Consider the following 24,558-nt stretch of genomic DNA (forward strand, 5'->3'; position numbering starts at 1 on the left):
AGTTTGGTGAGGTTTTGCAGCGGTGTGATGTCGCTGATCTGATTGCTGTGCGACTTGAGGCTGACGAGGTTGGTGAGGTGTTGGATGCCGGCAATGCTTGTAATGGATTTTTCCGAGATATCAAGATGCTCGGTGTTGTCGATGAGGGTTTGGGTGAAGGTGTCGGTGGTTTGTTTCCCCCATCGTTCCGCCAAGTACGAGGCCAAATTGGTGTCGGGGAAGCAGGTTGCGATGGTGCTGGTGCCCACGGTGCAGTTGTCGGTCTGGTCGGCTTGGGCGGCAACTGCCGTGCAAGCGAGTGTGGCGAGTCCGGCGACGAGCGCCGTTGATCTGACGGCTACGGTACGTAGTCTCTGTTTCCATCCGGTATGGTTTTCGGTCATGATGCTCTCTTTCTCTTTTATGTGGATGCTGCAAGGGCTGATGGGTTTGACCGGGCAACATGTATTACAAATATAACTTAACACAAATTGTATTACATATTTTGGCATCGGAGAACGGTCGAACCATGGTTTTCGTTGTAAGCGGCGATGGTTTGATAAGGGTGCAAGGCATTGGTGCTTGCTTTTGGTGATGCAATGGCCGAACCGGGCATTCGCTTGAAGTTCGACCATTGCGAGCGGTGTTCAGGATGCTAATCGATTCATCCGCTTGATTGGCGTCCTCGCTCGTCTCGGTGAGCGAGGACGCGTCTGCCGAACCAATATGAGAATCTACTCGAGTCCGATGCTTTTCATGTCGTGCAGGGTGAGCTTGTTGACTGCGAGGGTTCCCGACTCGGCGGAAAGCTTTACGGCGCGCTTGCCTTCGGACGGGTAGCTGTAGGAGCTCAGCACGTGACGACCGTCGTTGACGTAGGCCTCCACGGAACCGCGATCGACGTAGACGTGCAGCTTCAGCTCGTCGGCGGACAGCTCCTCGTCGGTCAGCTTGGCGGCGCGATAGCCGCGGTCGCCACGGGCCGCGGCCTGGCGGTCAACGACCACGGTGCCTGCCTGAGCGTCGTACGCAACATAGGTGTAGGAGCCGTCTGGCGTGGTATGAACCTTCAGGCCGGCGCGCTCGGCGGTGGTGGCCTGAAGGTTGATGTTCAGCTCAATCTCCACGGCTTCGGCGTCTTCGTCGACCAGCGCCTCCTCGTTGGCCTCGATGGGGCGTGCGACGTGATCGAACGTGTTGATGCGCAGCTTGTCGGTTTCCGGCACCGGTACGGTGTGCAGGTCACCGTCTTCGCCGAGGAAGCATTCGCGCGGCAGGGTCATTTGTCCGCACCAACCGTCGGACTGCATCGGGGCGTTCTCGGAGAACGGACTCATCCAGCCGTACATAATGCGGCGGCCATCGGCCTCGAAGGATTGCGGGGCGTAGTAGTTGGCACCGCAATCAAGCAGGCGGAACTCGGTTTCGGGCTTGAACGCCTCTCCCGGATTCCATGTTCCGATCATGTAGCCGGCGTTGTTTTCGTTGCGATTCATGTAGCCCTTGGCCTTCGAGCCCATAGCGGAAAAGACGATGACCCACTTGGTGTCACCGTTCTTGTCCTCCAGCGGGAAGAAATCCGGGCATTCGAGCATGAAGACATCCGGGTCCGGATCGTCGAACACCACGTTCTGGAACGTCCAGTTGATCATGTCTTCGGAGGTGTAGTCCCAGATCTGACCGCGGTGGTCGGCGGTTGAGACGCCGTGGATCAGATGCCAGACGCCGTCCTGCTTCCAGACCTTCGGGTCGCGGAAGTGTGAATCGACCTTCTCGCGAGGGCAGTCAATGACCACACCCTTCTTTTCAAGTCCAATTGCGTCGTCATCCGTCGCATCGGCAAGCATCTGCACCTGCCACTGGCCGTCAGTGTCGTCCTTGCCGTTGTTCCAGCGATGGCCGGTGTAGTAGAACTTAAGCTTGCCCTCGTCGTCAATCACGGCCGATCCGGAGAATACGCCGTCCTTCTCTTCTTCAAGGCTGGGTGCCATTGCGATAGGGTCGTGACGCCAGGAGACCATGTCGGCGCTGGAGACGTGCCCCCAGTGCATCGGGCCCCACTGAGTTCCGTAGGGGTGCAGCTGGTAGTAGACGTGCCAGCGACCCTTGTACCGGCACAAGCCGTTGGGGTCGTTGATCCAGCCCCCGTTGGATGCGATATGGAACTTGGGATACCAGCGGTCTTCGCGCTCGAGATCGAGCTGATCGACGCCAGTCTCGGCCTTGGCGAGTTCCTCGTCGTGGTTGCGAATCGGCGAGTAAACGGGATATGTAGTGCTCATCGTTGATTGCCTTTCATTTGTGGCGATGGTCTGAAAACCAGTATGTCATTGGACTGAAAGTAACTGACATTATGCATATTGGGGATGCGGCGCTGATTGTTCAATCTGTGTCACATCCCCAAGAACTGCTGTTTATCGTAGGTTGTCAAGGTCCTCGGTCTATGGCTGAGGACCTTGACATAACGGGCTGAAACGTCAGGCGGAAACTTGTGCCTGAGCCATTTCGGCGTTTTTCCGGTCCTTGATGCGGATGAACGGATCGCCGCCCACCTGCTGGTCGTCCGTCTTGATGACGAAGAAGCCATAGATCAGTGCGATAAGCACGATGCCGGAGATGGTGAGGAAGGTCTTCTGCGGGCCCAAAGCGTCGCGCAACATGCCCAATGGAGTGGACATGATGACCTGTCCGACCTGAGAAGCAATCTGGAAGCCGACCATGTATAACGTGGCCGAAAGCTTCGTGTCGTAATGCAGTGTGAAGTACCGGAACGCCGGTAGGCAGAAGAGCGGTGTCTCGATGGCGTGGAACATCTTGACCACGGAGATCATCACTGGGTCGTGGAAGACGCCGCACAGACCGATACGCAGGAACATGGTCAGTGCGCCAAGCAGTAGGGCGTTGCGTACGCCGATGTGATCCATGATAATCGGCACGACGCCCATCATTGCGGATTCACAGAACACTTCCGCGGCGTTAAGAATGGAATACCACTCCGCACCCTGTTCCGGTGTGGCGAACAGGCTCTTGAAGTAGCTCGGGAACATCTGCTGATCGAAGACCGTGTAGAACGTATTGGTGAAAAGCATGAAGACGATGAGCGCCCAGAGTGAACCCATGCCGAGTACGGCAATCATTTCTTTCGGGGTCGGGTTGGTGCGTGGAGCGTTCGGATCGGCTTCCTTCTTGAGCTCTTTCTTCTGCTCGGCCGGACGCCAGAAGAGGTAGATGCAGAGCATGCCGAGGCCGAACAGTGAACCGAGCCAGAAGTTCCAGCGCATATCGACGTTGAACAGCCAACCTGCAATCAGCGCGACGACGGCGTAGCCGAAGGAACCCCAAGCGCGGGACTGGCCGTATTCGAAACCGAAGTGACGGCTGTAGCGTTCGGTGAGGGCCTCGATGAGCGAGCAACCGGCCATGAAGCCAGCGGAAAGAACTATAGAACCGATCAGGACACCGATAAACCTAGTGGTGCCGCCAGCCAGCAGCAGGGGCTTGTAGACGAACTGCGCGAACGGCCCGACGCAGGCTGCGATGGCAGAGACCACGATCACCAGACGGCGCTTGATGCCGAGGTTGTCCTGGATAATCCCGTAGAAGAACATGATGATTAGGGTGGCAAGTGAGTTGACAGAGTAAATCTGGCCTTGTTCTGCGGCTGTCATTCCCAGGCCCTTTGGAGCGGGGCTGGTAAGCCAGATTGAGAAGAAGGACCACCAAATGCCCCACGAGCAGAAGAACATGAAGATACCGGTCGAGCTCTGGAGATACGAGGGGTTCCGGTAAGTCTTGGCACCTGAAATCGCCATTGTCGTCACCTTTCTTTTGAGACCGCTGCCGCGCGGCATCATTTGAATTGCTGTTCTTGCTGATTTTGCGGCACTGCCTGAGCAAGAAACTGATAAAAATATATGGCAGGAATCGTTTTACGTCAAGTTGTAAATCGATTCCGGAGTTTTGTGTGATGATACGTGATTTATAGGTGCAGGCAGCTGAATATTGTCGAATATTGTGAGGCGACCATTACTGTCTGGTGTGCGGTGCGTGACGTGCTTCGCAATCCATCGACTCCGGGCCCTATGTGAGAAACGGCAGTGTTATCAACACCGGTGAGAAGTTCAAGCATAAACTGAGATGTTCCTGTTTCACAGCAGCTCTTTACTCACGGTGGGACGCTTTGCTAGCGACGGACCCACGTTCGATTAAAGCGCAGCGGATGAATACGGGATTTGGTGCATCGAGTTCAGGAATTTCGGCAACCATCCCAGTGGTGTCGATCGTCTTGAGTTCGCGGCCCTCGATAAGGGAAATCAGCTTGCGCGCACCCCAGTAGCCCATTTCGTAGTGAGGAAGTTCGATGGTGGTTGGGCGTGGTTCGAAGGTTTCTGAGACGATGCGGTTGTTGTCTACTCCGATAAGAGAAATATCGCGCCCGATTTGCAGACCCCGCTGTGCAGCACACTGGTAGATGTACCAAGTGCGAGCATCATTGAAGCAGAAAAATGCGTCGGGCTGTTGAGTGTCGAATAGTTCAGAGATGCGCTCGAGGCAGGGGCCGTCGTTCGGCACCCGTATCTCCAGGTTCGGATTCACGCTCATTCCCGCATCGGTAAGCGCCTGCTCGTAGCCTTTGCGACGCAACGGTTCGGCGATTAAGTCGTCGCTGCATCCGATGTAGGCGATACGCTTGGCTCCGGAGTCGATGAGCTTGGTTGTGGCATCGTAGCCGATGGCGACTTCGTCGGGGGTGATGTTCGGTACGTGATCTTTGGCATCACGGGCATTGATGAGTACGGTTTGCTCGTTGCTGAGACTGCGCGGGATGTTGGAAATCCTGTTATGCATTTTGGCATAAAGGAAGCCGTCGGCTCCGTAGCGTTTGAGCGAAGCAATTTCCTTGGCTTCGTCGGCTTTGCCGTCCGTGACGACCATCAGCATCATGTAGCCGAGTTCGCTTGCCGCGTCCTGCGCGCCGAGAATCAGCTCGCCTGCATAGGGGGTGGTGGCTATTTCTTCGCTGATGAAGCCGATGGTGCGGGTCCTGCTCGTGCGTAATGAGCGTGCCATCGGATTGGGGTGATATCCCAGTTTTTTAGCGGTTTTGCGGATGTGCTCCGCAAGTTCTTTGTTGACGTGACCATTTTCCCTATGGTTGAGCGACAGGGAAACGGCGGTAACCGATGCTCCAGCCTTCTCGGCTACTTCCTTAATCGTGGTCATTCCTATTTATATACTCCCAGCGTCAGATGACCGATGCGTGCCACTCGCCATACGGATATATTCAATATGCCTGGTTGATGTTTTCGGTGTTGTCGTACTTTTAACTTGACATGGTTGGGATTTATAGGTTCGGGGGCATAGGATACGGGTGATGAACATTGTTGAGAACCGTCGCCGGCGGCGGCGCAACGGGAACGTGAAAGCGCGGTTTTGGAGCGCATGCAGTGTGGCTCTTGTGGTGCTGGTGGCCGCGCTGTTTGAGGCGTTTCAGTCGAATGCTGGTCTTGTCGGCACGCGTGACGCCGGAAGTTCCGCAGGTGGGGGTGTGGTCGGGGCTGCCCCCAGCGGTGACGATGCAGTCGAGGCGCTCAACACGTTGCCGGTCAAGGGACGCACACCTAAAACGGGGTACCGGCGTGAGAACTTCGGTCATGCTTGGGCGGATGTGGACCGCAACGGATGCGACACCCGCAACGACATTCTGCGGCGCGATTTGAAGGATGTGATATTCAAGCAGGGTACCGGCGACTGCAAGGTTGTGTCCGGTACGCTCGACGATCCGTATACTGGCACCTCCATCTACTTCAAAAAGAGCAAGAAAACCTCCGACAAGGTGCAGATCGACCATGTCGTCGCGCTTTCCAACGCCTGGCAGACCGGTGCGCAGAAGCTCAACGAGGAGCAACGCACGCAGTTCGCCAACGATCCTTACAACTTGCTGGCCGTGGACGGGCCGAGCAACCAACTCAAGGGCGATGCTGACGCGGCCACATGGCTGCCGGAAAACAAGTCGTACCGCTGTTCGTATGTCTCTCGACAGATTGGCGTGAAGCACAAGTACGGCCTTTGGGTCGCTCCGGGTGAGAAGGTCGCGATGCAACAGGTACTGGCGAGCTGTCCGACGCAGACAATCCCAGTTGACGACGGACCGTTTGCCGGGCGGAGATAGATGCATACGGCACGAACGAACCAGAACGATTTCGCTTCGCCGGCCGTGCATCCCATGCTTAGCATGAGGTGTAATCGGTGTTTGTGAGCAACGTAACAAACGTCATCAAAGCGTTGGTATTTATGGTGTTTCGACGTTTTGACGAGATAATAAAATGCGTTCTTGCGTGTCTTTTTTTCGGTATTGCGAGATAAAAGACGATAACATAACTGATGCGTATATTGATGATTCGCGCATTGATATTGAAACTGTTTGTCAGAGTTGATAGAGCAGTCGAATTGAAAGGACAGCTATGAAAGCCGTTGTATTTGAAGACTATAAGACTTTTCCCACGATAAAAGAAGTTGAGAGGCCTGTTGCCAAGGCTGGCGAAGTGCTGTTGAAGGTTGCCGGCGCAGGTTGCTGCCATTCCGATGTTTCCGTGTTCGCCAACGCAACCGCTGAAACCGGCAAGCAGACCAAGCCACCGTTCATCCTCGGCCACGAGACCTCGGGCTGGATCGAAGATGTTGGCGAGGGTGTCACCGGTTTCAACAAGGGCGATGCCTATCTGGTCTACGGCCCAACCGGCTGCGGTCATTGCAAGCGTTGTGTCGCAGGCGAAGAGAACTACTGCGAGAACGCGGCCACCAACACGTCCATGGCACTGGGCCTCGGACGCAACGGCGGAATGGCCGAGTACATGGTAGCCCCCGCGCGCAATCTCGTGCCGCTGGGCAACGCGGAACCCATCGCCGCCGCACCGCTTGCCGATGCTGCACTGACGCCGTATCACGCAATCAAAGCCGCGCTCCCACATCTCAATGGCGGTGGCAAGTATGCGCTGGTCATCGGTCTTGGCGGCTTGGGGCAGATTGCCATACAGATCCTCAAGGCGCTCACCGGTGCGACCATTATCGCCACCGATATGAAGCCCGAAGCCATGGCGCAGGCCGAAGCCAAGGGCGCTATCACGGTGCCAAGCGACGAGAATGAGGTCGCCAGGATTCGTGAAATCGCTGACGGCCGCGGTGTTGATGCTGCCTTCGATTTTGTTGGTTTTGCTCCGACAATTGCTGCTGCACAGGCTTCATCCGCCGTAGATTCGCGCGTCACCATCGTCGGCATCGCCGGCGGCAAGGCCACGTACGATTGGTACAGCAACCCTCTGCAGCAGGAGCTCACCAGCGTTTACTGGGGTTCCATGACCGAGCTGCACGAGGTTGCAGCGATGTATCGTCAAGGCGTGATTACTCCTGAGGTCGAGCTCTACCCGATGGATTGCGCGCTCGACGCCTATCAGAATCTGGTCGACGGTAAACTCACCAAGCGCGCCGTAGTCGTTCCCCACATGGGTGAGTGAGATAAATCCTTTTCAAAACGAAACGTGGATGGCATGATGTTTCCGTGGGCATCGGCCATTCACGTTTCGTTGTGCGGGCAATGTCAGTGGCCTTCGTTCTTCCTTGTGTTGTGGGTCTTGCAGAATGATGCTGCCGAACTCTCATTCTCCTTTGCGGCATGGCCTCGCTGGGTGTACTGATCTCCTGATTTCTTTGGTGGTCGTGAGGTTCGGCTGGAACGGGAATACGCTCCCGATGAGTAATGATAGTGCAATCAGTGGGGTATAATTGAAAACGGAAGTGGCTCATTTCGAACACAATGATTGTGAGGAGCGCGTTATGATCTGGTCTTGGATGCATCTGATTGTCGGAGCAGTGTTGATTATTGCAGTGACCGTGGGGTTGTTGGGGCCCGCGCAGGTCACCAAAATCTGCGTGATGATTGCACGAGTGTGCTACATTCTCATTGTTTTCAGCGGTATCGTGATGATCGTCATGTCTCTGATGAACGGATCGGTGCGGCGCCCGGTGCTGTTGATTGTCAAACTGGTATTGGCGCTTGCCGTCATCGGCTTAATTGAAATCGGCTTTGCTCGGAAGAAGAAGGATGCCGTGTTGGCTATGGATGTGTGGGCTCCTATCGTGTTGATTGTCGTGGTGGTTGTTCTCGGCTTCGTCTTGACCGGTGGTTTCCCGATCATCATGAAGTAGGCGCACGACACGAACGCTATTTGCAAATCGACAAATAGTTGTATAATAGTGTCTGTTGCCCCTCTGGCTCAATGGTTAGAGCAGCGTCCTTTTAAGTCGTGGGTTCTCGGTTCGAATCCGAGGGGGGGCACAAGCAAGGTACCGGCGTCAGGCGGTACCTTTTTTCTATTTTAGACGAGGGCTTCAGGCGTGGTTCTCTGCCTCTGATATCAGAGTTTTGCTCCAAGTCGTATAGAGGCGACGTCAGAGCAGGCTGATTGCGATTTCCCGATGGACGAATCAGAAAGCTGTTCGTATGTGGTGGCTAGCGATCAGCAGGACCAGCGCGGTGGCGAAGAACTGTGTGCTGAGGGCTACGATGGTAGTGATGGCATTGCTTGTTTTCGCTGGTGTGTCGGGACTTGTAGCGTCAGCAACTTGATTTTTACCGTTTTCTCGGCGTGTTGCCGAATTCCTGTTTCCGTTTTCGTGGTATCTCTAAGGAGAACGATGCAGCTGTTTAATGTTCAATTGTTATACCGCAGGAAATTGGCATGTTTTCTGATATACTCCATTTGAATGGACAGAATAAAGAATGCTGTTTAGTTTGGATTGAGTGCTGAAATCACTTGGTCCGTGAGAAGAAGCACGGTGCAGTAGGTTGCTGTGCCATGTATTGAGGGGGATTACCGTGCGCAATTCGCGTATTGTTAGTGCCATTGTACTTGCGTTGGTGTGTGTCTTTGTTGGTGGTGGGCTGAGTTTAGCAAGTGCAGAGCCCGCCGGTATGTTGAAGTCGGGTGGTTTGACCCGTGGAGTGTCCTCAAATGGCGGTTTTACTCTTGAGCCTGATACGGGTAAAGTGGGTACTGAAGTGAAGATTACGCCGCCCAAGAGCAATGGTGGCAGTACTAGCGGCAGTACTGGCCAGTTTACGCAGGTTGATGCTTTCGGTGATTTTGCTTTGGCTCTTGGTGCCGATCAGTTGATTTATTCTTGGGGCGACAATGAGAATGGTGAGCTGGGTATAGGTACCAGTGGTGGCAATCGGAATACGCCTCAGTTGGTTAAGACACCAATTGGAGTGCGGTTCAAGGAGATTGGTGCTGGTGAGCATCATGGAATAGCTTTGGATACAAGTGGAAATATTTGGACATGGGGCAAGAATAATAAGGGTCAGTTGGGCCTCCACAATACCACACCTCGCAACGTACCTCAGATGGTTCCGGATGAAAATGGGAAGCCTAACAGCAATAAATTCAAAAAAGTTAGTGCCGGTGGTGAGCATAGCGCTGCTATAGATATGTCAGGGCAAGTGTGGTCTTGGGGCAGCAATAATCACGGTCAGATTGGCATAGGCACTATGAATGAAATGCAGTGGCAGATAACGAAGACGAAGCCCTTCGTGGACAATGTGGACAAGAAGGAATATAAAGCAATCGATATTGATTGCGGTGGAGACCACACATTGGCTAGAGATACCGATCAGTATATGTGGTCATGGGGCAGGAATACGGAATATCAGCTGGGCGGAGAAACTGACAATTCAGATCAATGGGCCCCCGTCTCCTTCCGACGGCCGGGCTGGTCGCCTTTATCTCAAATCGCTGCAGGCGGCCAGCACTCAGAGGTTGTTAGTGTTGATGGCTCTGCTGCTGGTTTTGGTTCGAATGAATTTACTCAGGCAGGAAATGCTGCTCAGAATCATTGGGACCGAGCCTTTCGGTTCCCGAGTGCAAGAGGTTTTAGCGGGGTGACGCAATTACCGTTTAGGTCCAATAGAGTACTTGATGAAAACGGTCTTGAGTGGAGCCCCGCCCCCTATGGCAAGGCTAAATATGTGACCGCGGGATACTATCACTCTCTTGGAATCGCGCAGGATAGTAATAACAGTAGTTCTACTTACCAAGTTTGGGGTTGGGGAAAAAATGAAAAGGGTGAAATTGGTAGTGACGCTCATACCAATTATGAGAGGACCGTGCAAGGATACCCAGCCATTTCTTCTTCAGCGACCGCAAGAGATTTTAAAACGTTGGCAGCAGGAAAAAAATTCACTGTTGGTTTAACAAACAGTGGGAAAGTGTACACTTGGGGTGCGAATGATAAGGGTCAGCTTGCAAATGGTTCAAATAATGGCGATAAGCAAACCAACCCCACGTCAATTGCGACTACCTCGACGCCGGAAACTCCTCTTGAAATTGTAGAAGTCAAATTTGATGGTGTTAATGCACCTAAGAAGAGTGTCGATGCTTCGTCTGGTGCGTGGTACGTTAATGCCCCTAAGCCCAACCGGGCAATCGGTGCGAATAATTTGACGGTTGATGTTCTTGTTACATATAAAGGTACAAATGGCAACAACGAGACCACTACGTTAAAATACACGTATCTCGGAAATCCAGATACCCCTAATCCGCCAACGCCACCTAACCCTCCTTCGCCGCCGCCAGTCGCTACTTGTACTGTTTCCTTTAATTTGGGTGGTGCCCCGGGGGCCATTCCGAGCCAATCAGTTCCGTGCGGCAGTCTTGTTAAGTGGCCTAATAATGCTAACCCAAAGTGGGACAATCGCTGGTTTAATGGTTGGTTGGTGCAGGGTACGAATCCAGCAGAATTATGGGACTTCAACAAACCTGTAACCAAAAACATGACTTTGGTGGCACAGTGGGGAGGGCCTTACAGTTTCGATATGACCCCTAATAAAGGTCCTGTTGAAGGAGGTTCCACTGTTACGGTAAAGAGAAACCCAGGTAACCGTGTCAGTTTTAAGTATGTAAGCGTGAGTGCCGGTCAGGCTCATACGCTGGCTGTTGGTTCTGATGGTTACGTGTATTCGTGGGGTAATAATGATAGCGGTCAGTTGGGCGATGGAACAACTGTTACACGTTCTGCAGCTGTTCGCGTGCAGACCCCTCTTGACGTTCGTTTCTTGCAAGTTGCTGCTGGCGGTGGACATTCGTTGGCCTTAGATTCCAACGGAAATGTGTGGGGCTGGGGTCAAAATAATCATGGTCAGGTTGGGAATCAGAGCACTTCGACTCGTACTGTTCCCGTACAGGTCGATAGGATGAAAGCTGGTTCTGTCAAGTTTAAAGAAATTTCCGCAGGTGCCCAGCATTCACTGGCTGTTGATGTAAACGGTGATGCTTGGTCATGGGGATACAATACTGACGGTATTCTCGGCTTGGGCAACAGTGGCACTGATGAATGGCATCCTGAGAGGGTTTCCGGAGGTGTAAAATTCGCTCATCTGAGTGCAGGTTATGACCATTCAGCTGGTGTCGATACCAGCGGTGAAGTATGGTCTTGGGGCAACAATGATAAAGGTCAACTTGGTAATCAAGGCCGGGGGACTGATCAGTGGCATCCAGTAAAAATCGTGCGAAAGGTGAATGATAAGCCGCGTGAGGATTCGACAGGCGTTATCTTCAAGAGTGTAAGTGCCGGTAATAGATTCACCATTGCGCTTGCTGATGATGGCTATGCTTGGGGATGGGGCTATAATAAGGCAGGTCAGATTGGTAACAATTGGTATAATGATGAATGGCATCCGGTAAGAGTTTACCCGTCGCAGGATAACAACGGCCAAGAAGTCAAGTTTAAAGAAGTGAGCGCCGGTGGTTGCCATGTGGTGGGTCTTGACAAGGATGACTGGCCTTACACTTGGGGGTGTAATGCAAATGGACGCCTTGGTCTAGCATCAATACCGTCGACTGATCAATGGTGGCCTCGGTCATTGGGTATCGGTTATACCCATGGCATAAGTGCAGGCGATGTTCACTCGGCGGCTATTGTGTGGCAAACTCAGGAGATGAAGACTTGGGGTGATTCGTCTCCGCAGCTCGGACGTGGGGATCCTGTTCAGGGTGAACCATCTTCGACGACGAGCGTCATTCCACCGATTGTTGATCTAGTTTCGGTCAAGTTTGATGGTCAATCAGCTCAATCAATAAATATCAGCAAGAGAAGCGATGGTGAGGCGGTGTGGGAAGTGAAAACCCCTCCGGCCCCAGCAAATTCCACTGGTCGTGTTGATGTCACGTTCCAATGGACTCTTGGAGAAAATGATGTGCTGAAGAACAAATACCTGTACTTTGTACAGTAAGATATGTAGGTGGAGGGAATAGAGAATAGATCGTACTGATAATTGAAACTTTGTTTTCTGAATTGCATGTCGTCTAAACCTCGTTTCAATGATGAGGTTTAGACGATACCTACGACTCCAAAGTATGGCTTAACGTTCAATAGTAATTCTGTGTTGGAGAGGCTTCGTGGTTTACAAAGCGTAATCCGATTGAGGCTTTGAAAGAACGAAGGGTACCGCTGCAACAGCGGTACCCTTTCCCGTATTGCTCTCAAACAAGCATGTACCTAGTGGTGCCGTGAGGCTGTGCTTATCAATATGAAAACATCGATTGTCGTCTGATTCACAGTTTCCAGAATACTGGTCTGGTCAGGCAATACAGCGACTTTCTGATTCCCTGAATAGCAACGGCTTGAAACAGATCGAGAGCTATCTTGCGTTCAGAGCTGCCCGAGAGATTCCGAGCAAACTTGCATGCTCGTTGTCTCGGGTTCACAATCCCCTGGGGAGTGGTAGCCGAATACATGTTGATTTCTGTTCGAGCAATAATAGATGCATTGTGGGTTTCCGTCAGTATGTTGTTTCAAAAGCGAATTTATCGGCGAATCGGTTGGATGAGTCAGTTGAAACCGATGACATGTTTCGCGACACGGTAGCCCATGCGGATGATCCAGCGGCCCAGCGGACCAGGAAGGTTGATGGCGCGTGAGGGCAGCTGACGACGCACGTCACGTGCCGTGTGCTCGACCTACTCAAAGCAGAATGCACGGCATGCGGCAGTTCGAATGGTCCAGGGCTATCGGCTCTAGGACGGATTGCGTATGGGCAGTGAGCGAATGAGATACTCGGAATATTTACCCGACTCCCAGTCGCGGACGTTGCCAATAACATATAGACGCCGTTTGGCACGTGAAACCGCGACGTTAAGCATATTCGGGCTGGAATTAACCCAGTCGCGAGAACCACAGCCTGGCTTGCCAGGTGTGCTACCCATAACAAGGAACACAATGTCGGCTTCTCGGCCTTGAGAGGTGTGGACGGTTCCCGCCTGATTTGCGGCAAGTTCGGCTGCCCGGCCGTGGCTGTAATGGCCGGATTGCTTGAGTGCGGACCGGAAGATGTCCTGAACCTTGTTGGCGCCCACTTTGAATGGAGCTATGACCAGTATCTGTTCAGGTGCGATGCCACCTTCAATAAGATCTGTCAGTCTGGCGTACAGTTCATGTCCCTCTTTGAGCCGCCATTTGTTCTTGCCGATCTCGTCTGGTCCTGCGGGAATGTCGTACCAGCAAGATGGAGGTATCGCGATTCCTTCTTTGGTGCCTGCCATATACAAGCACGGTGTGTGCTCGGCACCCGCCCGAACCATGCGTCCGGAATAAGCCATCTCATTGCAAATCGAGAACATGGGCTCTTCGCACCTCCTGTGAACCACCAGAGGCATTCCTACCCATTGCTCGGCTTCCAGGCCGTATCGTGTCTGATGGTCCACCATTTCCTGTACATTGTGAGATTCGCGTCCCATCACAATATTGTGGGTGTCGGCCAGTAGTTCACGCATCTGGGCGGGAAGTGTGTCAATCGGTTCAAGCTGCATGGGATCGCCTACCGCTACCGCATGATGAACTCGCTGTAACAGTCCTGCAGCAGATTGAGGTGTGGCCTGGCCCGCTTCGTCAATGATCGCCCATCCCAGGCTTTCTTTACCCAGCCCCCTGAACATTCCGGATACCGAAGCGAACGACGATGAGATCACCGGAACGACCAGAAACAGCGATTGCCAAGCGGCCAGTTGTGCTTGCTGGTCGAAGTGTCTCGGCTGCTGCATCACCTTGCATGCAAGGGTCAGGTTCTCGCGGAATTGCTGGACAGCACCTATTACCAGTTGTTGGTGGAGTCGCAGAGCCGCCATAAACAACTCGGTTCTGGCGGTATTCCACTCTTGGTCTATCCAGTCAAGACGCTCGTCGCTCAGCGTGGATATATGTTTGGGACGATTCTGATAGTCCTCCAGCTTAGCGTTGACTTCATTCAGCTGTGCTGACAGATTGCTTTCTCTGGTCGACAGCATTGATACTTCCGATGACTCAGTGTTTATCGTCGCGTTTAACCGAGCCAAAGAATAGTATTCGCTGTTGGCTGTATCGCACAAATTCTGCTTTTTTAATCGAGCTTGCTCCTTGGCTATATAGGCGCTTTTCTCGTCTTCCTTACGTTTTTTAAAGTGAATAAGCGATTCGAAAAAGTGCGTTGCCCAATATTGCTGATGCGCGTTATAGAAGATTTCAGCCTCTTGCCATGCATTGATGGCCTCGTCGCCTTTTCGACAACTTTCGTTGAGCTGAAGTTGTAAATCTTGGGCTTGCTCGCGGTTAGTGTCGAGATCTCGATTCTTTTTTTGCAGGCATATTTGAACTTCTCCCAGATCGTTTTTAAGTCGCTCTTGTGCGCGTAGTAAATCGGAAGGATCATGGTTCGCTATAAAAGCCGCTTCTCTGCGTTCGCAAAGTTCTGCTTCTTTTTGCAGCGCGGATTTGAACGCTTTTCGGGCTTCCCTCCAATTGTGGTTTGCTGATCTGTACTCAGCATTCGACAAATTCAAACGTTCTCTGATGAAACGGGATTCGAACGGGCCGATGAACTTGCTCTTGTTGGTCGCGTTGCCTAGGGTTGCGGCCAGGAGAGCCCATGCCGAAGGTGAATCGTCGTCCGTTTTGTTCGCCGTTGCTTCCTTTTTGCCATCAGATTTCAGGAGTTCTTCGGCGAGTTGGCGAAATGCATAATCCTTGGATTCCCTGCCGTATTCGTTCTCGATCCATGATTGCCAATCGGTCGCTAACGATTCGGTGCGGGGCAGGTCCTGGCTGATGTTTTCGACGGCTTTGTTGTTGCTGGACGCGACGACGATTTCGTATCCGATTACCGCTGGTTGCAACGTCCAGTAATTCAGGGGTCCGTTAGTAACATGGGTCTTGAATATATCCTCAGGTCGCTCGAAACGGGCCAGTTGGCTGGCGCGTGCCACAATGATTTCGGAGATGACATCCTTGAGTAAAGTTGTTTTGCCTGTTCCGGGAGGACCGTTGACACCCAATAGGTAATCGCCTTGTCCCGAATTTGCGGTCGCAGTTATCTGGTTGATGGCCAATTGTTGGGCAGTCGATTGGAACTGATTTGATTTGCTGGGCCAGCGGCCGTCGGGTATACGGTTAGGTTGCGTTAGCTTGTCAAGTAAGGCGCCGTCGGGATCTTCCGTCAGATCAAAGCGCTCGGGGTGGGTTTGAGAAAGGTATCGCTTCAGTGGCTCCGAGAACGTTTCTGAAGTGTGACTGCCCGAAGCGATTTCTTGGCATTTGATATTATATAGTGCTTCTAGGTCACTGATATAGAACGAATCCATAAGAGGTGATTCGTTGGCATCGCCGCCCTTGACCAATCGACAGCTAACGGAATCTCTATCGATAAGGTTGCCGTCGGCTTGCTCGTAGACGGGGGACTGGCGTATCGTTTTGTCGTCCAATCCCAATTCGTTGGCAGCGGCATCGATAATGTAGTTCAGCGTGTTCCTGCTCACTCGTCTGGGTGAGCCATCGGGCGCCACGGCGCCAACGAGCTCGCTAAACATGATGCGAATCCGACGTTCGTTGTCGTCAAGTTGTTTGATGTCGGGCCATCCAGTCGGGCATGTCGGCCAGCAGTTGTGCGCGAATAGGCAGGAAACCGCCTTTGCATACTGGGAAATCGCCAAAGAAGAGTCCGGTCCCAAAGTGCCGTCATCGCGTACCTCAAAGCACATCATCGATGCCGTTGTTTTCTTCAGTGTGTAACGTTTCGCATCATCTCGCGTCGACGAACTCGGCAGCGTTTCTTCTTCTCTTACCTTTTCTGCAGGGGTGAATTCGCGTATCAATGTGGACGCGTTATGAAGAGCGTTGAACACTACTTGCTGGGACAGGCCCACCTGGATACAGAAGTATTCGTGATGCAGCCATGCCGATGTTTTTCGGTTTTTAGCGCTTGCATCCTTGGGTGGATTGGCCTTCATGTAGTACGGCTTCTCGCGGTACTTGTGAGGATAATTCTTGAGATAGATAGCCTGCACGCGTCCCGATCGATTTGTGGCGTGCGCCAAGTTTTCCATTGTGTCTACTAGAAGGCCGATCAAGGCATCTGAAACGAATGAGCCGGTAGGTAAAGTTTCCGAGCCGTATGTCAGTTCCAGCCACTCCTGATGGGCTTGTTGAATGATCGTCTGGATGGGTGAATTGTTTTCGTAAGGCCAGGCGTTCTGCTTTTTCAGCCAGGTTTCCGTTGACTCAATGAAGGAAAGCGGTTGTTGCAGCCGGGCCTGCATGTTGGTTTGAATGTGATAACCCCCACCGAATTTCACCTGGCTATATTGTTCCTCGAACGAGGATCTTGTGCGCTGTGTCAAGCCGATGAACATGTCCGCGCGTAGGTCTTCCCATGGGAGGTTCTGGTATTGGGTGTTCTCGCTGTGTCCAACAGACTGCCGGAGGTTGATCTTCTGGGGATTTTTCCAAGACTGCGGAGAGAACAGCTCGACTGCGCACCAGTAGCCGAGAACGTCGAGTGAATACTGCGTTGCGGTCGTCATAACTTCCAGAATGCTGACCGGGGCAGACATTGCTAACTACGCTCCCAGTTAAACCGCAGTGGATAAATCGGAGGCGAAAGCGACGTGCTCAGAGCTGCCCGAGAGATTCCAGTTTGGTCTTGAGATCTGTAGCGCTGGGCTCGACCTGGAAGCTGCCATCGGAGAAGAGCACGACCGGGATGTGTTTCTGTCCGCTGATTTCGATGGCTTTGGCTTCGGCACCGTCTTCATGCTCGATGTCATGCCAGTTGTACCCCAGGCCGAAACGGTCGAGTGCGGCCTTTGCGCGCTTGCAATCGCCGCACCAATCGGCTCCGTAAACGTCGATGTTTGTATTTGCCATGATTAATCCTTTCAATTGACCTGTCCGAGCGTCGCCTGAAGAACATGCCTGCTTACGGCTTCAGAGCCGCAACCCCTCCTGCTGGCGGGCTAACAGGTGTTGATTCCTGTTCGCACAATGATAGATGTTTTGTGTCGGTCGGTTAGCATTTTGTTCCAAAGCGCAAACCTTTTGGCGAATCGGTTGGATGAGTCAGTTGAAACCGATGACATGTTTCGCGACACGGTAGCCCATGCGGATGATCCAGCGGCCCAGCGAACCAGGAAGGTTGATGGCGCGTGAGGGCAGCTGACGACGCACGTCACGCGAGATGCTTGGCGACGTGGAGCGCAGGTTGTCCCAAAGTTCCTTCTTGATCTGATAGTTCGCCGGTTTCCGCGAGAGAATGAGAAAAACGCTGGTCACCACGCTTTCGATAGAAAGAAAGTGGATCATATAGCGGTACAGTCCGTCAGGCACTGTGCCGCGCTCGGGGGTGGCGGCAACCATCGCGCGGTTGACGCGTACCAGTTGGTCAACCCGTCGGATCATCACGTTCGTCTGCACGCTCTGCCCGTCACGGCCGATGAAGTAGTGATAGAACGGAGTGTCGACATACATCAGTGATCTGACCCACGGGAACGGCTGATAGGCGTAGATGAAATCCACGTAGAACGTGTGTTCGGGGAGTTCCGTCCGGGCCTGCCGCAAGACGTCCGTGCGGAAGGTGAGCGCATGCATGATCATGTATTGCGCGATCCCGAAATGTTTGAGGCCGTCCCAACTCAGGCGCTGGTCGGAGGTCATCACGTTGTGGAATTTGACGACATGCTTGTGCTTCTTGCCAACCTTGTCGTAGACGTAGTCGGTGACGAACAGGTCTATCGGCTCACTTGCCGTGCGCTGGCTGCGCATCGCATCAATCACCCGCGCCAGAGAGTCCGCGCCCACCCAGTCGTCGGCGTCGACGACTTTCAGATACATGCCCTGCGCGTTGGCGATGCCGGTATTGACCGCGCCGCCGTGACCTTTGTTGGTCTGATGAATGACGCGAACGATGTTCGGTTGCACCTGTGCAAGTCGGTCCGCAAGTTCAGAAGTGTCGTCAGACGAGCCGTCGTCTACGATCAGCACTTCGATGTCGTCGGGCTCGCGGATGGCGGTCAGCGACGATACACAACGTTCAAGGTAGGTGTCCATATTGAATGCAGGCACCACAAAAGTGATCGTTTTCGAGCTAGTTTCCGGCATGCTTCCTCATTTAGTTTTCGCGTCGTTATTGCTGCGAACAAAGACAATCTACCATGTAAACCTGAGAATGGAAGATTGTGGATTTCGCAAATTTCGGCATGTGTTGGTGGGCGGAATGTGTCGTTATCCGAACGGCTGTTTCGGGAGGGGAAGAGATGACGAGCGAATGTGCTTTTACTGTCGAACACTGCGCATGATCCGGGTTGTTGCTGCTGTTTATCTCACGTCGTTGCCGTTGCGCCGGTCGGTGTCGATATCGCCTTTACGATTGTCGGCTTCGTTGGTATCGGCGATGTGCTTGCCAGTTACGTCGTTACTCGCATCGTTCCCTGTATCGTTACTCGGGTCATTCAGCGCATCGTTTCCTGCGCTGTCGCTTTCAACCTCCGTGTGTCTGTTAATGTCGGTGTTTGCGTATCGCAGTTTCGGCCGAGCCTCGAGGCGGGAGAGTCCGTGCCATGCCAAGTTGACGATGTGTGCGGCGAGCTGTTCCTTGCCGATTTTCTTCTGGTTGGCGGCCCAATATTGTCCGGTGAAGACGGTCATGCCGACGAGCATCTGCGCATAATATGGGACGCCTTTTGCGGGCAGTTTGTGCTGTTTGAATGATTTGGTCAGGATTTCCTCTACGCGCATGCTCACGTCCCCGAGCAGCGAACTGAACGAACCGGCCGGATCTGTGCTGGGGGAGTCGCGCACGAGCACATTGAACCCCTCCGAGTTCTCTTCGATGTAGGTCAGCAGGGCCAGCGCCGTGCACTCCACAATTTGCCGCGGGTGACTGTCGACGGCCGAAAGCGCGCCGATGAGCGTACTGGTCAGTTTCTGCATCTCGCGATCGACAATGACGGCATAAAGTCCCTCTTTTCCGCCGAAGTGTTCGTAAACAATGGGCTTTGATACCTTTGCGGCGGCGGCTATTTCTTCCACGCTCACCGCTTCGTATCCTTGTGTAGCGAAAAGCCTGCGACCCACGTTGATGAGTTGTTCGCGGCGTTGGTAGGAGGTCATCCTGGAAGCATTCGACATAAGAATATTGTAAGCCAGCGTGTACTGCGATGCGATAGAGGGAGCGCCGCGAGATGTCGGGAGAAACCGCAGGGAGTCGTGAAGATTGTCGTGGATTGCCGGAGATCGAGGGCGGAGGCGAAAATCCGGAAGGAAAATGGTGTCGCATTTTGCTGCTTGCCGGACGGCATCGCGATGAACGAGTGCAACGGTGTATTTCATTCCGCACCGTTTTGCGTCGGGTCTGGACCATATTCTTGAAGGCATGACTTTAACTATGAATCCGATGCTTATCATTGCCGTGGTGGTGCTTGTCGCGGTCGTGGTCAGCGTTGTGGCGATGCTGATAATCCGACTCCGCAAGAACCACAACGAGCAAGCCGGAAGCAATGCCGTCGCAGCAAACCCGAAGAACGGTGACGCCGGCTCACCAAACAGTGCCGCAGGCGGGCAGGATGCTGTCGGATCATCAGGTGCCGTTGAGAGTGTCGAACCATCAGCAAAAGCAAGCGATGCCAGTGTTTCCGACGACTCCGCCGAAAGCCCGCTTGCCACCGAGACCGCCACGACCGATGTGGAAATCCCCGAGCCCAAGGACTCACGCACGATCCGTCTCAAGGAGAAACTCAGCAAATCCTCGAACCCGTTCGGCCGTGTGCTTTTCAATATCCTCGCCAAGGACCAGCTCGCCGAATCCGACTGGGAGGACGTGGAAGATACCCTTCTGTTGGCTGATGTCGGCAGCGAAGCCAGCGAGAAGCTGGTGGACGAGCTGCGCAACGATGCCCGCATCACCGGCACCGCCGACCCCCAGGAAGTGCGCCAGAGCCTGCGTTCCAAGCTCGTTGATCTGGTTGATTCCCAGTCCGACCGTGCGTTGAATGCCGAGAAGCCCGACGCGAAGAAGCCGAGCGTGATCATCATGGTCGGCGTCAACGGCACCGGCAAGACCACAACAACCGGCAAACTGGCCCGCCTGTTCGTTTCCGAAGGCAAAAGCGTGATGCTTGCGGCCGCCGATACGTTCCGCGCCGCGGCTGCGGACCAGCTCGAAACATGGGGACAGAAGGTCGGTGTGCCGGTCGTGCGCAGCGCCAGTGAAGGTGGCGATCCCGCTTCCGTAGCCTTCGAAGCGTCGAAGCAAGCCAAGGAACAGAACGTTGACGTGCTCATCATCGACACGGCAGGACGCCTGCAAAACAAGGCAAACCTCATGGACGAGCTCGGCAAGATTCGCCGCGTGACCGAAAAGAACCTGCCCGTTGACGAGGTGCTGCTCGTGCTCGACGCGGTTACCGGCCAAAATGGTATGGCACAAGCCAAGGTCTTCGCGGAGGCCATCGGCATTACCGGCGTCGTGCTTTCCAAGCTCGACGGATCCGCCAAGGGCGGTATTGTTATCTCCGTGCAGCAGGAGCTGGGTGTACCGGTGAAACTGGTTGGCCTGGGTGAAGGCCCCGACGACCTCGCCTCCTTCGACGCGGACGGCTTCGTGGACGGCATCCTTGCCTGATCCCGTGCAACACTCAGGACGTTGCAGTCCCACGATTTGTATCTTGCGCCGCACATTAAAGCGTTCGCAGTGTCGCGCTTTGGTCACGTGCCGCATCTCAAGGCGTTGCTTGCGTCCTGAGTCGTGAGTGTGTAATTCGGGGCGCCACCAACCTGCGTCTAGCGTCCTGCATCTTCATCCGAGCCGCCGCCGAACCACGTAACCAATGTGTTTCGGCGGCGGCTTGCGTTTTACACTCCCGTAATCCCACGTCAAACTTTCCCTTACTTGGTTCGTGTTGTATGTCCGTATACGGTTCAGGACGCATCGGGCCCCGATGCGCAGACGGTCGTAAGGGAAGAGGTGCGAAATGAATACTGGGAATGCCGCATGGATGCTGTTCGCGGCTTCACTTGTTTTTCTGATGACGCCCGCGTTGGCGTTCTTCTACGGAGGCATGGTGCGGCGCAAAGCCGTGCTCAACATGCTCATGCTCTCCGCGGGTGCGCTCGCGGTAAGCGCCATCATCTGGGCGCTGTGGGGTTGGTCGATCGCGTGGGGAGGCAAGGATATCGGAGGTATCTTCGGCGATCCTGCCTCCGGATTCATGCTTGGGGATGTAATCAAAGCTGATGAAGATGGTATTTTCACGGCCTCCGGCTTGACGTCCAACGGCGGCAACTATCCCGTGACCATTGATGTGGCCTTCCAGCTTGCTTTCGCGATGATTGCCGTCGCCCTGATTTCCGGGGCGCTTGCCGAACGCATCAAATACAGTACGTGGATGATCTTCGTGGCGCTCTGGGTCACGCTCAATTACGCCCCGATGGCCCACATGGTCTGGAATGGTGGTCTGCTTTCGCCGGATGGCCTGATTTCCAAGCTCGTCGGTGCTCCGGTGCACGATTTCGCTGGCGGCACCGTCATCCATATCAACGCGGCCGTTGCGGCACTTGTCATTGTTCTTTTAATCGGAAAGCGCGCAGATTTCGGCAAAGTGCCAATCCGCCCGCACAACGTTCCGTTCGTAATGCTGGGTGCCTTCCTGCTGTGGTTCGGATGGTTCGGTTTCAATGCAGGCTCTGCATTCGCCGCCAACGGCACCGCGGGTTACGCATGGGTGAGCACCACGCTCTGTGCTGCCGCCGCAATGCTGAGCTGGGGCTTCACTGAAAAGATGCGAACCGGCCACTACACGGCGGTGGGCGCGGCATCCGGCATGGTTGCAGGCTTGGTTGGCATCACTCCGGCAGCAGATGTCGTCTCCCCTTTGTGGGCCATCGTCATCGGCGTGATTGTCGGCGTGCTCACATGCCTGGCCTGCGATCTGAAATTCCGTCTCGGTTACGATGATTCCCTTGATGTGGTCGGCGTTCATGGTGTTGGCGGTGTGGTCGGAACCGTTCTGATCGGCTTCTTTGGACAAGGCACGGGGCTTTTCGCCGGCGGTGGCTGGCGTCAGCTGGTCGTGCAAGTGGCGGTCGCGTTGGTCGCCGTGGTCTATTCCGCATTCGTCACGTTCGTCATCGCTTTTGCGTTGGAAAAGACCGTCGGCTGGCGACTGGATGTGAACCAGGAACTGGCGGGGGCCGACCTTGCCGACCAAGGCGAGAGCGCGTACGATTTCGTAGGTAAAGCCAGTGCCGCCTTCAAGGAGATGAAGTAATGAAACTGATAACAGCGATTATTCAGCCCCAGAAGTTCGACGAAGTCAAGGATGCTCTCGCCGCCGCAGGCGTCAGGGGCATGACGGTGAGCGAAGTCACCGGATGCGGCGAGCAGCACGGTTACACCGAGGTATATCGCGGCGCGAGCTATGCAGTAAACCTCATTCCCAAGATTCGCATAGAGGTCGCAGTGCGCGATGCGGATGCCGACCCGCTGGTCGGCATCATCGTGAAAACCGCATGCTCCGGCACCATCGGCGACGGCAAAGTATGGGTCGTACCGCTTGATTCCGTCACCCGCGTGCGCACGGGCGAAACCGACGGCGCCGCAATCTAGCCATTTGTGCGGGCTGCCGCATCGATCCCAAACCAAAGGCCGGTCGATAGGAAGGCAAGGCAACGTACCGTTGCCGCGCCTCCGTCGGCCGGCCTTGCTTGTTTCTGGCGGATGTTGGCTCTGACGGGTCGGGTTGTGTTTCGGTCAGGTCACCGTTTGGTGGTCTGTGCTTGGCTTGCGGTGTGGCGTGCCTTGCGTCTGTGGTTGCGCGGGCTGTCGGCTGCGGCGGACAGAGTGATTTTCCATCGGTGTTCGGTGGTGCCGTCGTAGGGCAGGGTGTTGCCGGTGGTGTCCGTGGTTTCGGTGGTGGTGTCGGCGTGCATGTTGAGGGTGAGGGCGGTTGTGCGAGGGTGCGGCATGTGGCGTCGCGCGTCCGGTGCTCGGTATTCTTAATGGGACGTGTTTTATCGTATCGATGATAGATGAGGCGTGATACGAGCGTAAAAACCGGTACTTGCCGTATCTCAATCTTTCTAGCAACTGAGAACTGCTGCTCGCGGTGTCTAGATATGAAGAAACCCCTTGAATATCAAGGGGTTTAGGTGGCGGAGAATACGAGATTCGAACTCGTGAGGGCGTGAACCCAACACGCTTTCCAAGCGTGCGCCATAGACCACTAGGCGAATTCTCCAGCTTGCATATCGGTTAATCTGACAAAGCAGACGTCAATACACAACTTAAGTAGGATATCATGCCTGTTTGAGATTCGCAAACAATCAATTCTCGGCGTGGCGATGAATTAATCGTGTGATTGCGCGGCAACCTCATTAACAGGGAAATCGTGTGGCAACTTCATCAATCGTGCGATCGCGCGGCAATTTCGTGGGAAAGGCGGCCGCATAGAAAGCGGCACGTCTCGCGTTGACCTTAGCAGGTCAATGCGAGACGTGCCGTCAATGTGGAGCGTTAACTGCACAGTCCTCTTTGAACGTAACGTTGAAATTACGGTCGTAGTGCAGGAACATGGTGGCACCGTAGCGATCCACGTCGCGGTGGGTGAAGAGCATGCGGATTGCGAACGCAGTCTGCACGTCCTCCGGCAGAGCTTTGAACGCCGCGTGGGCATCCCAGTTTGGCGCCGCAATGGCGCGGTCGGGCACGTAAGCGTAGCCATAGCCGTCCTCGTCCACGTAACCCATGAACGGAAGGCCCCATGTGTCGTGGTCGGTCAGTTGCTTTTTGAAATCTTCGACCTGGGCGAGCGCGCCGTCCCCGATGCCGAACTTTCGAGCTACTGCATTTGCCGCTGCGGTTTTCTCTGCTGCGTTTTCGTTATAAAGCGTCGGATCCACTACAATCGTTTTGTCATCAGCCATGATGCATTCCTTCCTATCGGTTTTGTCACCGATAGATAGCAAATCATCTTGTAAAAAGGATGTTGTTATGAACATCATTTAGACAAGAGTGGCCTGTTCGAATATTTCCGACACTTTGAGGTGCCGACGGATTGATCCTATCACGGTGAGGACGAATAGAGGCTTTTATTTTTATATGATTTATCACATACTGTGTCGTTGATATTTTTCCGACATAAAAATTACTTGACTAGTCTATTGAGCGGTTATCTCGAACAAAGAGAACATCAAAGACGTTCGTTTTTAGTCTCGAATGTCAAACGC

At 53.9% G+C, this 24,558-nt stretch carries 15 protein-coding genes, 2 tRNA genes and 2 pseudogenes; 8 read left to right on the plus strand and 11 right to left on the minus strand.

The features are described 5' to 3' along the window. From GA0061077_RS06980 to GA0061077_RS06115, 4 genes and pseudogenes are all read right to left on the minus strand, one after another. Positions 1–383 (minus strand): annotated as a pseudogene (locus tag GA0061077_RS06980) (hypothetical protein); the annotation flags it as partial. A 330-nt stretch (positions 384–713) separates the two neighbouring features. Then, positions 714–2,261, minus strand: coding sequence for a glycoside hydrolase family 32 protein (locus GA0061077_RS06105; RefSeq protein ID WP_091848058.1), 1,548 nt, complete (start codon positions 2,259–2,261; stop codon positions 714–716). A 195-nt stretch (positions 2,262–2,456) separates the two neighbouring features. Further along, positions 2,457–3,791 (minus strand): MFS transporter, encoded by a 1,335-nt coding sequence (locus GA0061077_RS06110; RefSeq protein WP_091848168.1) that lies wholly within the window; start codon positions 3,789–3,791, stop codon positions 2,457–2,459. Positions 3,792–4,140: 349 nt separating this feature from the next. Beyond that, positions 4,141–5,202, minus strand: a complete 1,062-nt coding sequence (locus GA0061077_RS06115; protein ID WP_091848059.1) for a LacI family DNA-binding transcriptional regulator — start codon at positions 5,200–5,202, stop codon at positions 4,141–4,143. 253 nt (positions 5,203–5,455) lie between these two features. Here GA0061077_RS06115 and GA0061077_RS06120 point away from each other — a divergent pair. The 5 genes and pseudogenes from GA0061077_RS06120 to GA0061077_RS06140 form a co-directional block, all read left to right on the plus strand. Then, positions 5,456–6,130: pseudogene (locus GA0061077_RS06120) on the plus strand (HNH endonuclease family protein); the annotation flags it as partial. Between the two features lie 313 nt (positions 6,131–6,443). Further along, entirely contained in the window at positions 6,444–7,493 is a 1,050-nt protein-coding gene (locus GA0061077_RS06125; RefSeq protein ID WP_091848061.1) for an NAD(P)-dependent alcohol dehydrogenase, read from the plus strand. 280 nt (positions 7,494–7,773) lie between these two features. After that, positions 7,774–8,184, plus strand: coding sequence for a DUF1516 family protein (locus tag GA0061077_RS06130; RefSeq protein WP_143249627.1), 411 nt, complete (start codon positions 7,774–7,776; stop codon positions 8,182–8,184). A 57-nt stretch (positions 8,185–8,241) separates the two neighbouring features. Next, positions 8,242–8,314: transfer RNA gene (locus GA0061077_RS06135), tRNA-Lys, on the plus strand. A gap of 540 nt (positions 8,315–8,854) precedes the next feature. Then, on the plus strand, positions 8,855–12,265 hold the full coding sequence (locus tag GA0061077_RS06140) for an RCC1 domain-containing protein (protein ID WP_091848063.1): 3,411 nt from the start codon (positions 8,855–8,857) through the stop codon (positions 12,263–12,265). Between the two features lie 784 nt (positions 12,266–13,049). On the opposite strand, the gene GA0061077_RS06145 is transcribed toward GA0061077_RS06140, so the two are convergent. The 4 genes from GA0061077_RS06145 to GA0061077_RS06160 all read right to left on the minus strand — a co-directional run bounded on the left by GA0061077_RS06145 (position 13,050) and on the right by GA0061077_RS06160 (position 19,464). Next, entirely contained in the window at positions 13,050–16,862 is a 3,813-nt protein-coding gene (locus GA0061077_RS06145) for a DEAD/DEAH box helicase (protein ID WP_159426929.1), read from the minus strand. Between the two features lie 88 nt (positions 16,863–16,950). After that, positions 16,951–17,205: a mycoredoxin gene (locus GA0061077_RS06150; protein WP_091848065.1), complete on the minus strand. Its 255-nt coding sequence runs from the start codon at positions 17,203–17,205 to the stop codon at positions 16,951–16,953. A gap of 192 nt (positions 17,206–17,397) precedes the next feature. Next, a complete protein-coding gene (locus tag GA0061077_RS06155; RefSeq protein ID WP_091848066.1) occupies positions 17,398–18,435 on the minus strand; it encodes a glycosyltransferase family 2 protein in 1,038 nt (345 codons plus the stop codon). A 216-nt stretch (positions 18,436–18,651) separates the two neighbouring features. Beyond that, positions 18,652–19,464: a TetR/AcrR family transcriptional regulator gene (locus GA0061077_RS06160; protein WP_091848169.1), complete on the minus strand. Its 813-nt coding sequence runs from the start codon at positions 19,462–19,464 to the stop codon at positions 18,652–18,654. A 244-nt stretch (positions 19,465–19,708) separates the two neighbouring features. On the opposite strand from GA0061077_RS06160, the gene ftsY reads away from it, so the two are divergent. From ftsY to GA0061077_RS06175, 3 genes are all read left to right on the plus strand, one after another. Then, the gene (ftsY, locus tag GA0061077_RS06165) at positions 19,709–20,956 is read left to right on the plus strand and encodes a signal recognition particle-docking protein FtsY (protein ID WP_375773987.1); all 1,248 of its coding nucleotides are present in this window, start codon (positions 19,709–19,711) and stop codon (positions 20,954–20,956) included. Positions 20,957–21,305: 349 nt separating this feature from the next. Continuing rightward, positions 21,306–22,601 carry an ammonium transporter gene (locus GA0061077_RS06170; protein ID WP_091848068.1) on the plus strand — a complete coding sequence of 432 codons (1,296 nt, stop codon included), beginning with the start codon at positions 21,306–21,308 and terminating at the stop codon, positions 22,599–22,601. Then, a complete protein-coding gene (locus GA0061077_RS06175; RefSeq protein ID WP_091848069.1) occupies positions 22,601–22,939 on the plus strand; it encodes a P-II family nitrogen regulator in 339 nt (112 codons plus the stop codon). The genes GA0061077_RS06170 and GA0061077_RS06175 overlap by 1 nt, the downstream gene beginning before the upstream one ends. Positions 22,940–23,088: 149 nt before the next feature. Here the strand turns inward: GA0061077_RS06175 and GA0061077_RS06180 are convergent, their stop codons facing one another. The 3 genes from GA0061077_RS06180 to GA0061077_RS06190 form a co-directional block, all read right to left on the minus strand. Continuing rightward, positions 23,089–23,298: a hypothetical protein gene (locus GA0061077_RS06180; protein ID WP_091848070.1), complete on the minus strand. Its 210-nt coding sequence runs from the start codon at positions 23,296–23,298 to the stop codon at positions 23,089–23,091. 184 nt (positions 23,299–23,482) lie between these two features. After that, positions 23,483–23,570 (minus strand) — tRNA-Ser (locus GA0061077_RS06185). 262 nt (positions 23,571–23,832) lie between these two features. Continuing rightward, positions 23,833–24,255: a glycerophosphodiester phosphodiesterase gene (locus GA0061077_RS06190; RefSeq protein WP_091848071.1), complete on the minus strand. Its 423-nt coding sequence runs from the start codon at positions 24,253–24,255 to the stop codon at positions 23,833–23,835. Positions 24,256–24,558 lie beyond the last annotated feature (303 nt).

The organism is Bifidobacterium commune (assembly GCF_900094885.1).
GTDB lineage: Bacteria > Actinomycetota > Actinomycetes > Actinomycetales > Bifidobacteriaceae > Bifidobacterium > Bifidobacterium commune.

What these genes read in the sequence shown, in the direction of transcription:
- GA0061077_RS06105 (WP_091848058.1), bottom strand. Translation starts at nt 2,261, where the DNA reads ATGAGCACTACATATCCCGTTTACTCGCCGATTCGCAACCACGACGAG.
- GA0061077_RS06110 (WP_091848168.1), bottom strand. Translation starts at nt 3,791, where the DNA reads ATGGCGATTTCAGGTGCCAAGACTTACCGGAACCCCTCGTATCTCCAG.
- GA0061077_RS06115 (WP_091848059.1), bottom strand. Translation starts at nt 5,202, where the DNA reads ATGACCACGATTAAGGAAGTAGCCGAGAAGGCTGGAGCATCGGTTACC.
- GA0061077_RS06125 (WP_091848061.1), top strand. Translation starts at nt 6,444, where the DNA reads ATGAAAGCCGTTGTATTTGAAGACTATAAGACTTTTCCCACGATAAAA.
- GA0061077_RS06145 (WP_159426929.1), bottom strand. Translation starts at nt 16,862, where the DNA reads ATGACGACCGCAACGCAGTATTCACTCGACGTTCTCGGCTACTGGTGC.
- GA0061077_RS06150 (WP_091848065.1), bottom strand. Translation starts at nt 17,205, where the DNA reads ATGGCAAATACAAACATCGACGTTTACGGAGCCGATTGGTGCGGCGAT.
- GA0061077_RS06155 (WP_091848066.1), bottom strand. Translation starts at nt 18,435, where the DNA reads ATGCCGGAAACTAGCTCGAAAACGATCACTTTTGTGGTGCCTGCATTC.
- GA0061077_RS06160 (WP_091848169.1), bottom strand. Translation starts at nt 19,464, where the DNA reads ATGTCGAATGCTTCCAGGATGACCTCCTACCAACGCCGCGAACAACTC.
- ftsY (WP_375773987.1), top strand. Translation starts at nt 19,709, where the DNA reads ATGACTTTAACTATGAATCCGATGCTTATCATTGCCGTGGTGGTGCTT.
- GA0061077_RS06170 (WP_091848068.1), top strand. Translation starts at nt 21,306, where the DNA reads ATGAATACTGGGAATGCCGCATGGATGCTGTTCGCGGCTTCACTTGTT.
- GA0061077_RS06175 (WP_091848069.1), top strand. Translation starts at nt 22,601, where the DNA reads ATGAAACTGATAACAGCGATTATTCAGCCCCAGAAGTTCGACGAAGTC.
- GA0061077_RS06180 (WP_091848070.1), bottom strand. Translation starts at nt 23,298, where the DNA reads ATGCCGCACCCTCGCACAACCGCCCTCACCCTCAACATGCACGCCGAC.
- GA0061077_RS06190 (WP_091848071.1), bottom strand. Translation starts at nt 24,255, where the DNA reads ATGGCTGATGACAAAACGATTGTAGTGGATCCGACGCTTTATAACGAA.